The organism is Bartonella fuyuanensis (assembly GCF_014197255.1).
Taxonomy (GTDB): Bacteria; Pseudomonadota; Alphaproteobacteria; order Rhizobiales; family Rhizobiaceae; genus Bartonella; species Bartonella fuyuanensis.
In genome coordinates this window covers 215,869-225,860 of sequence record NZ_JACIFE010000001.1, presented here as the reverse complement: position 1 = coordinate 225,860, position 9,992 = coordinate 215,869, and the positions used below count along the sequence as shown (strand labels likewise).

The following is a 9,992-nucleotide window of genomic DNA, read 5'->3' as shown; positions in this document are numbered from 1 at the left end:
ACATGTCTTAAATAACCGCGAAAACATAGATAAATTTTTCCTGATACTTTTTAACGAAGAATTGATTATAGTTTATTATCTAATTTAAATAGGTAATATAATAAATTTATCGTATTCTTTATATAGTGCAATCTGAAAATACCTTTTACATACTCTATCATTTTCTTTACAATTGCTCGTTTTTTGGTGAGACTTGGCTATGTAGAAGCTTTATAAGTTTTTTTATTTAAGTGTTTTTACACATTCCAGTAATTATATTTATGATGTGCAAATAAATGATTTTGATTGCTTTAAGATGAGAAGCTTCTAGTATTCAAATCTCTTAATTATGTAAAAAGTAATAAATTATCATTACAAATCAAATTATTGCAGAAAAAACTTTTCTTTATTTTTAAGAGCGTATTTGATAATTTTTAAAAGTAGAAAATTTTATTTTAGGTGCCCTTTCTGCTTCATAATTCAGCGAAAAATGGTTCTCCGCTAAAAAAACTGGATCACCTTCTAAATCATACGCAATAGAAGAGCGGTGATTACTGAGAAACTTTTGCAACTCATCTTTACTCTGCGCTGAAATCCAACGGCATAAATTAAAGCGTGCAGACTCAAAATTAACTGGTAAAGAATATTCTATTTTCAATCGTTCTTTTAAAACATCAATTTGCAAAGCACCAATAACACCAATGAAAGAAGGTCCTCCATCATCAGGAATAAACAATTGAACAACCCCTTCTTCAGCCATTTGTTGCAAAGCTTCTTTGAGCTTTTTAGCTTTCATTGGATCCCTCAAACAAACACGACGCAAAATTTCTGGTGCAAAATTTGGAACTCCCTGAAAGAGGATATCTTCTCCTTCAGTCAAAGTATCACCAATACGCAATGTTCCATGATTAGGAATCCCTACAATATCACCAGCATAAGCTTGATCAGCAATTTGGCGTGAACGCGCAAAGAAAAATTGTGGAGTCGAAAGTGTTATCGATTTTCCTGTTCGGACTAACTTTGTTTTCATACCACGTTTAAGTGTTCCTGAACATACCCGAAAAAATGCAATACGATCACGATGATTAGGATCCATATTCGCTTGAATTTTAAAAACAAACCCTGTCATTTTAGATTCAGTTGCTAGGATATTGCGTTGATCTGCACTTTGATCACGAGGACTTTGACCAAAATCAATAAGCGCATTGATCAAATCACGCACACCAAAATTTCTCAGAGCTGAACCAAAATAAACCGGAGTCATATGACCTTCACGGAAAGCTTGAAGATCAAAATCTTTGCAAACACTTTGAGCGAGTTCTACTCCTTCAATAAAAGTTGAACGTTGATATTCAGGAAGTAAATGGGCAACCTCACTGGGATTTGAAACTATACGCTGTATTATTTCATCATCTTTTTGTCGAAAACAATTATGATCAAGGTCATAGGTACCAATAAAATCTTTCCCCAGACCAATCGGCCATGTTATCGGCGCAGTATCAAGCGTAAGTTTTTCTTCAATTTCATCTAAAAGCTCTATAGGATCACGTACCTCACGATCCATTTTATTGATAAAAGTGACAATAGGAATATTTCGCATTCGACACACTTCAAATAATTTCAGTGTTCTAGGTTCAATTCCGCGGGCTCCATCCAACACCATGACAACGCTATCAACAGCTGTGAGGGTGCGATAAGTATCATCTGCAAAATCTTCATGGCCTGGAGTATCTAAGAGATTAAAAATATGATTTTCATATTCAAACGTCATCACCGAAGTCACAACCGAAATACCACGATCACGCTCAATATTCATCCAATCAGAATGGGTTAGAACACGACCTTCTTTGGCTTTTACTTCTCCAGCAAGTTGAATAGCCCCACCCAATAATAAAAGTTTTTCTGTTAATGTTGTTTTCCCAGCATCTGGGTGAGCAATAATCGCAAATGTGCGACGTCGCTTTACTTCTTGCCCTCTTCGTTCCATTATTTCTCCATAGGTCGGGCAAGCACTTCAGCAATCAGTGTACGCATTTCTTTAATCCCATAAAGCGCTATAAATGATCCCCACCGTGGACCTCGCTCTTGTCCCAGAAGAATTTCATACAACATTTGAAAAAAACCATTGGAAACACCAGGACCACCTTTAGGGCTTTGTTTGCTATGATCCTGATAACGTTCTGTTAATCGCGCAACATCAAGAAGCATATTTTGTAGCGTATCTCCATCAACAGTCTCAGGTAAATTGGCTAATTTTTCGTAAATTTCTGCTAATGTTGCTCGTTCGCTATCATCTGGTATACGAAATTTCTTGTTTGGTTTAACAAAAACATCAAAATATTTAATGGCATACTTCACCAGCTGATCAAGTTCTGGATAAGTTTGTGCGTTTACTCCTTTAGCATAACGAGAAATAAAACCCCAAAGAACCTCTGCATTCTCTGCATTTGAAGCACTTACCAAATTTAAAAGCATCGCAAAGGATACAGGCAAATCAACTCGTGGTGGACAACCACTATGTATATGCCATACAGGATTATTAAGCCGTTCTTGCCACTTTTGACGACCATAAGCTGAAAGATGTGCATAATATTCATCCACAGCTTTGGGAATAACATCAAAATAAAGTCGTTTTGCTGTTTTGGGCTTTGAAAACATATAAAGCCCTAAACTCTCTGTTGGAGCATAAGTAAGCCATTCATCAATAGTTAAGCCATTTCCCTTAGATTTGGAAATTTTCTGCCCCTTTTCATCTAAAAAAAGCTCATAGTTAAATCCCTCTGGAGGTTTTCCACCCAAGACTTTACAAATTTTAGAAGAAAGATTTGTGGAATCGATAAGATCTTTTCCTGCCATCTCATAATCAATGCCAAGCGCTGTCCAGCGCATTGCCCAATCGACTTTCCACTGACACTTTACTTTGCCCCCTGTGACTTCCATTTCTATAGCTTCTCCTGTTTCTGGCTCAATATAAGTAATTGTACCTTTTTCAACATTACGCGCAATCATCGGTACCTGTAATACTTTCCCAGAAAAGGGAGAAATCGGTAAAAAGAGAGAATAGGTTGCCTGTCTTTCTTCACCCAATGTTGGTAAAATAATTTCCATCACCTTGTCATAACAGGCAAGGATTTTTAAAAGCGTTGCATCAAAACGACCAGAACTGTAATAATCTGTAGCACTTGCAAATTCATAATCAAAACCAAAACGATCAAGAAAAGCGCGTAAACGCGCATTATTCGCCGCTCCAAAAGAAGGATAATCACCTCCAAAAGGATCAGGTATACGGCTCAGTGGTTGACCAAGATAATATTCCATCTGCTCGCGATCTGGTATATTTTCAGGAACCTTGCGTAAACCATCCATATCATCAGAAAAACAGAGCAGTTTTGTTTTTACTTTATTCTCTGTGAGAATATGAAATGCATGACGCACCATAGTTGTACGTGCAACTTCTCCAAAAGTTCCAATATGCGGTAAACCAGAAGGCCCATAACCTGTTTCAAATATCACAATATCTGGATAACCGATCTTTTCATACCGTTTGATAATCTTACGCGCTTCTTCAAATGGCCAAGTTCTCGATTGAATAGCCACCTCTTTTAAATCAACCGTAAAGCTAAGGGCATCACACTGATCATGCATCATTATTTATCCTAAAAATTATATTCTTTCAAAATAAGGTGTATGATTCTTGAATTCATCCGTCAATAATCGTAATCAAAAAGATAATAATTTCTTTATACTTTTAGTTACAAAATAAAAACCCACCTCGCTGTAAACATATTTTATTCTGATAGAAATCATTATAAATTATTTTGCTTATTGAAACCTGCATTTTTATCATTATAGGTATTGCTTACGATATTTATTAAACAAAAGCAAAGTCGCTAATATTGAACGAAAGAACTGTAAAAACAAACAGAAAAAAGTGTTTCATACAAAAGCGCTGCACCGCTATTCCGCTTATCAAAGTAATTTCTATTTTTTTTCCTTATCACCTTGATAACGCATTGCTAATGTACGCAAACGTAGAGCATTTAATTTAATAAAACCAGTTGCATCACTTTGATCATAAGCACCTTGATCATCCTCGAAAGTTACCAATTCACTAGAATAAAGTGACTTTTTACTTTGACGCCCTTCGATGATCACATTCCCCTTATAGAGCTTTAACATAACTTCACCTTCAACATGTTCTTGAGATAAATCAATAGCTGCCTGCAACATATTACGTTCAGGTGAAAACCAAAAGCCATAATAAATGAGCTCTGCATAACGTGGCATTAATTCATCTTTTAAATGAGCTGCACCACGATCTAATGTTAAAGATTCTATAGCTCTGTGAGCCTTTAAAAGAATGGTTCCACCTGGTGTTTCATAAATACCTCGAGACTTCATACCCACAAAGCGATTTTCTACCAAATCTAACCGACCAATACCATTAGCGCGCCCATAATGATTTAATTCTGCAAGTAAAGTTGCAGGAGATAAATTTTTTCCATTGATTGAAATAGCATCGCCTTCTTTAAAACCAAGAGTGATTCTTGTTGCTTGATCTGGAGCATCTTCCGGCGAAAGAGTACGCATATGCACATGTTCAGGAGCAGGAAGTGCCGGATCTTCTAAAATTTTTCCTTCTGATGAAGAATGCAATAAATTTGCATCTATTGAAAAAGGCGCTTCTCCTTGCTTATCTTTTTCTACAGGAATTTGATGTATACGAGCAAACTCAAAGAGATCTGCCCGACTCTTAAAATCCCAATCACGCCACGGAGCAATAATCTTTATATCAGGATTGAACGCATAAGCAGAAAGTTCAAAGCGTACCTGATCATTGCCTTTTCCTGTTGCTCCATGAGCAATTGCATCGGCCCCTGTTTCTTTAGCAATTTCAACCAAACGCTTTGAAATAAGTGGACGGGCAATGGATGTTCCTAAAAGATAACTCCCCTCATAAACAGTATTGGCTCGAAACATCGGAAAAACAAAATCACGCACAAATTCTTCACGCAAATCTTCAATATAGATTTCTTTAACACCTAGCATTTCAGCTTTATGACGAGCAAATTCTAGTTCTTCCCCCTGCCCTAAATCTGCTGTAAAAGTTACAACTTCAACACCTAGCGTACTTTGCAACCACTTGAGAATAATTGATGTATCCAATCCCCCTGAATAAGCTAAAACAACTTTTCTAATGTTTTGCCACTTTTTCATTTCAAAGTTCTATATTAAGTTGCTTTTTTTATTTTCTACCCAAGAAATCAAAATGATGCAAGAAATATAAAAATAAATTCTCTTTACATAACATTAAAAAGACGCAAAAAACGTAGATAAAGGTGGATCCAAAATATATAAAGTGAATAATGCTGTTTTTAAAAATAAGAGGAGATTTACGTGTCATTTCTACCGGAGTGGTCTATTGTTTTACAATTTGCTTTAGCATCGTTGATTTTAGCGCTTATTCCAGGACCTGATATGATGCTTTCTATAGGACGGACCATTACACAAAATAAAAAAGCTGGAATTATGTGCGCCTTGGGAAGTGCAACAGGGTTTGCCATTCAAGTTACCGCTGTAGCACTTGGTTTATCAACGCTTATTTTCGCTGCACCACACACGTTTGTTCTGCTGAAAATTGTTGGCGCCTTTTATCTCTTATGGTTTTCTTTTCAAGCATTACGTAGAAACCAGACTTTTTCCTTTGAATCTAAAACTTCCGCATCTCAAAGTTCTAAACGTAACTATCTTGCTGGTGTTGGAATTAATCTTTTAAATCCTAAAGTCATACTTTTTAATGCAACATTCTTACCACAATTTATCAATGCAAATGATTCTATGGCAACACAAAAGTTATTTTTTTTAGGACTTTCCTATATTCCTATTTCTTTTCCTATTACAATTTCTATCGTTTTTACAGCGCATAAACTTACTAAAATTCTCAAAAAAAACCCTCTTTATATTCGTTTTCTCGATTGGCTTATTGCTGGTGCTTTTACCAGCTTTGCTCTCCATCTCCTCATAGTTCAAGATATTGATTTATAAATGAAATGTATTGTTTTTAATTTAAATAAAAAAACCAGATATTATAAGTTTCCCTTATTTTAAAGCTGTTTAGATTTAATCAAAACTTTTCTCTTGTACCTCACAAGTAAAGTTGAAGTTTTCATGTAGATAAAAACCCCTAAAAAAGTAAAAATACCTTTTATGAATCATCTCAAATGCAAAAAGCTGTGATAACATCGAAAATTGAAAAACAGAATGGTGATACCAGCTTACATCGTTATTAAATGTAAAGGTGGTGGAGTATCAAACATTTCATAGAAACTTTTATATTATATTCCTCATAGACATTGTCGTAAGATGGGGAGCACGTTAAAAGATACTTTGAAAAGCATGTTAATGGACAACATTATGGCCTTTATATAGATCCTCTGTTTTGTATGTAAAGCCTGATCTTAATCAAGAACATAAATAAAAAAGCATGAGGCAATGAACAAGCTCCTCCCTTTTAAAGATATTGCCATAGATGCTTTAAAAAATCACAAAATCGAATTAAATAATACAATAAATAAGGTGGAACTGTTCATCTAGTACTAATCCATCTTAATATCCATCTCATACATGCTATCGCATAAGGGTTTGATATATTAATTTATAAAGCTTTATGTCTCTATAGAGCTGAAAATGACGTTAATTAATGACCAACAGCATCTTCAAGTCGTAAACGTTCAGATTTTCGTAAGCGTTCTGAAGCCGATTTAAGTTGCCCACATGCAGCCAAAATATCGCGTCCACGTGGTATCCGAATAGGAGAAGCATAACCCGCCTGATTAACAACATCAGCAAAACGCTCGATTTGCTCCCAATCAGAACACTGATAATTACTCCCTGGCCACGGGTTAAAAGGAATTAAATTGATCTTAGCAGGAATTCCTTTCAATAACTGAATCAATCGTTTAGCATCATCTAAGCTATCATTAATATCTTTTAGCATAACATATTCAAATGTGATTCGTTTTGCATTAGAAAGACCTGGATAATTACGGCAAGCATCCATTAATAAAGCAATCGGATATTTTTTATTAATAGGAACAAGCATATCCCTTAGTTTGTCGTAGACTGCGTGGAGTGAAATCGCCAACATAACACCAATTTCTTCTCCAGTTCGGATAATTCCAGGAACAACCCCACTGGTTGAAAGCGTAATTCGACGTTTTGATAAAGAAAGTCCATCGCCATCAGAAGCAATCAATAAAGCTTTTTTTACCGCTTCAAAATTATAAAGAGGTTCCCCCATTCCCATCATAACAATATTGGTAATTTTGCGCCCTTCAATAGGAATAATTGCGCCATTAGAGGTATTCTTATCAGGAAAATCACCCAAACAATCACGTGCAACCAATAATTGTGCCAAAATTTCTTCCGCGGTCAAATTGCGAACAAGCATCTGCGTTCCCGTATGGCAAAAAGAGCACGTTAACGTACACCCTACTTGCGATGAAAGACATAAAGTACCGCGTCCTTCTTCAGGAATATAAACCGTTTCAATTTCAACAGGCCTTCCAGCTCCACGTGCAGGAAAACGTAAAAGCCATTTACGCGTACCATCTTTTGATATTTGCTCTCCAACAATTTCTGGGCGCGAAATAGAGAAATAACACTTAAGCATTTCCTGCATTGTTTTAGAAATATTCAGCATCTCATCAAAATTTGAAACGCCACGCACATAAAGCCAATGCCAAAGCTGACGTACACGCATACGCGTCTGATGTTCTGGTACACCAATTACCCTTAAAGCTTGCACCATTTCATCTTGCGATAAACCAATTAGAGAAAGCTTAGAACTCTCCTTAATGAACACAGTATCGGTTTTTCGTGCTGAACATGAGTCAACAGATCTAAGGTCATAGGAAATGGCCATTTTTTTCCAATTTATATCACTATTTTAGAAGTTATCAAAACCTTAACGGCACTTTTGCACTGCGTTTAATGCAGCAGTGATCCCTTTTAAGGAATAGGTATAAGTGGTATGCGTTCCCCGTTTTGATATCGCTTGCACTGTCATATTATATCCTGCACGCATAGCAGAAACAAGCTGCTTTTCTAGTTCTGATGACGCCAACCAAGCTGAAGAATCTTTCGTGAAAAAATCAAAGTCCTTATCTCCAATGGTCACTGTCACTCTTGACCCTTCTTGAAGCCTATAACCAGCCATGAACTGTGGTTCAAACGAAACAGGTGAATGAGAACGCTTAGTAACTAAAAAAAAGTTATCGCCATGATTAACGGTCGTTGGAAGAGCCTTCAAAGGTACTGACAATACATAGCAAATCGTATTTTTTGGTGATTTATAAGAATAGGCTCCCCATGCTTCAAATTGGTTTAAACGATTTGGTGTTTGTGCACACGCTGCCCCTGCTGTAACTAGAACAATTACAGATGCAGTAATAACAGTCTTTTCAAACATTTTAATTTAGCCCACTTCTTTTAATCTTTAACAAGATTCTCTTCATTGAAAAAGTTTAATTAAAATTCCCCCATACATATACGTATTTCTGTCCTTATTCCTAAGGGAAATATTTTTAAACCAATCAGAATAGACTCTTATGTTTCATTGTAACCCTTTAGTCGTTACCAAAATATAAACTTCTTATTCAATAACCACATTTAAAAATAATATTGTCATTTTACGCTACTTATTTCATTTTCATACAAAAATGATTTTTAAAACAATAGAATCTCAAAAATAAGATAAAAATACACCACCACTCTGTTAAGAAATAGATCAAACTCTCTCTATCACAAGAAATCTACTGCAAAATTTTGAAACCACTCTCTATACTCTCTAAGAAATCTCACAGCTTTGTGACTAACATTTCTCAACTTTACACACACCCATACGCTTATGTTTGTAAAATCGGAAAATACTCGATCATTTATCCATTATAGTACATTCATATTTAGTATTCAATATCATCCCGAAATTACATTTTCATAATCTTCAAAATATCTTGTAAAAATAATAAAATATTATCAATATATTAACTATGGAACATAGAAAATTTAGATTCTGTTTCAACAACTACATACAAATGTGTTTCTTTTGTTCCTATATCTTTTATCTTTCTTCTCCAATTGTTAATTTCTAAAATGGTTTTAAAAGCTTATAATAAATTAAACACAATATTTTAATTATATTAAACAAGACCTTTATTTCTGTTATCAAAAAATTCTTAAGAATTTTTTGATAAGTTTTTTCGTCCTATTTAAGTGATTTATAAAAAAAAAGATAAAACTTTTTTCTATAGCAGTTCTAACATTATCGTGTTTTCAAAAACATTTTAATCAATTAAATCGCACTTATAAATTTTCTCATACACAAAAATCCTTCACCCAACCTAAAGGTATAACTTTCATTCTTACCGTAAAAAATTATTTTTTAGCATGAACTCTATACAACAGCAGACAGTTAAACCATACCTATTAAAATAATTGATCTCATCCTTTATGAATAAGCAAGCTGGTACCATCATTATATTTGCCAGCCCCCAATGTTGCAACAGACCTTGCATTAAGACGGTTCATAAGAGCCATTTTTACTCCTTTCTTATACAAATTTGATCCACACACTCATTCCACCTGTTATGTGCAAATGAGTGGTTTTAATTGATTCAACATAAACAGATTTGAAACGAGAGAACCTTACAATATTCATGCCCCCCCATTCAACATACAAAACAATTAATTATCTTTATAAATCATTATCTTAATACATACATAGAACACTATTTTTTCTTGAAACTTAATAGTATTATCCTTAAATACTCGAACTCAACTTACTAAAAAATTCAATGCACAAATAAACTTTTCTGTTGATTTTTTCCCCACTCTCAAAAGATAAGGATTTTTAACCTAACCTGTCAACAATTCAGATCCTTGTTAAGAAGGCTCTTCTTGCCCTCCAAGTTATGTGTGCACTTCATTAAAGACTCCACAAGAAAGTTCTCCTT

General features: G+C 34.8%; 6 protein-coding genes. 1 reads left to right on the top strand and 5 read right to left on the bottom strand.

From position 1 onward, the window contains the following. Positions 1–391 precede the first annotated feature (391 nt). The 3 genes from GGR08_RS00885 to GGR08_RS00875 form a co-directional block, all read right to left on the bottom strand. Complete coding sequence (locus tag GGR08_RS00885; protein ID WP_183193533.1) at positions 392–1,966, bottom strand: peptide chain release factor 3; 1,575 nt, start codon at positions 1,964–1,966, stop codon at positions 392–394. Next, on the bottom strand, positions 1,966–3,627 hold the full coding sequence (locus GGR08_RS00880) for a lysine--tRNA ligase (protein ID WP_183193532.1): 1,662 nt from the start codon (positions 3,625–3,627) through the stop codon (positions 1,966–1,968). Before GGR08_RS00880 ends, GGR08_RS00885 begins: the two co-directional genes overlap by 1 nt. 333 nt (positions 3,628–3,960) lie before the next feature. After that, positions 3,961–5,196, bottom strand: coding sequence for an argininosuccinate synthase (locus GGR08_RS00875; RefSeq protein ID WP_183193531.1), 1,236 nt, complete (start codon positions 5,194–5,196; stop codon positions 3,961–3,963). Positions 5,197–5,376: 180 nt separating this feature from the next. On the opposite strand from GGR08_RS00875, the gene GGR08_RS00870 reads away from it, so the two are divergent. Beyond that, complete coding sequence (locus GGR08_RS00870) at positions 5,377–6,024, top strand: LysE family transporter (protein WP_183193530.1); 648 nt, start codon at positions 5,377–5,379, stop codon at positions 6,022–6,024. Positions 6,025–6,676: 652 nt separating this feature from the next. On the opposite strand, the gene rlmN is transcribed toward GGR08_RS00870, so the two are convergent. Next, complete coding sequence (gene rlmN, locus GGR08_RS00865; RefSeq protein WP_183193529.1) at positions 6,677–7,903, bottom strand: dual-specificity RNA methyltransferase RlmN; 1,227 nt, start codon at positions 7,901–7,903, stop codon at positions 6,677–6,679. Positions 7,904–7,945: 42 nt separating this feature from the next. Beyond that, complete coding sequence (locus GGR08_RS00860; protein ID WP_183193528.1) at positions 7,946–8,449, bottom strand: invasion associated locus B family protein; 504 nt, start codon at positions 8,447–8,449, stop codon at positions 7,946–7,948. Positions 8,450–9,992: the final 1,543 nt, after the last annotated feature.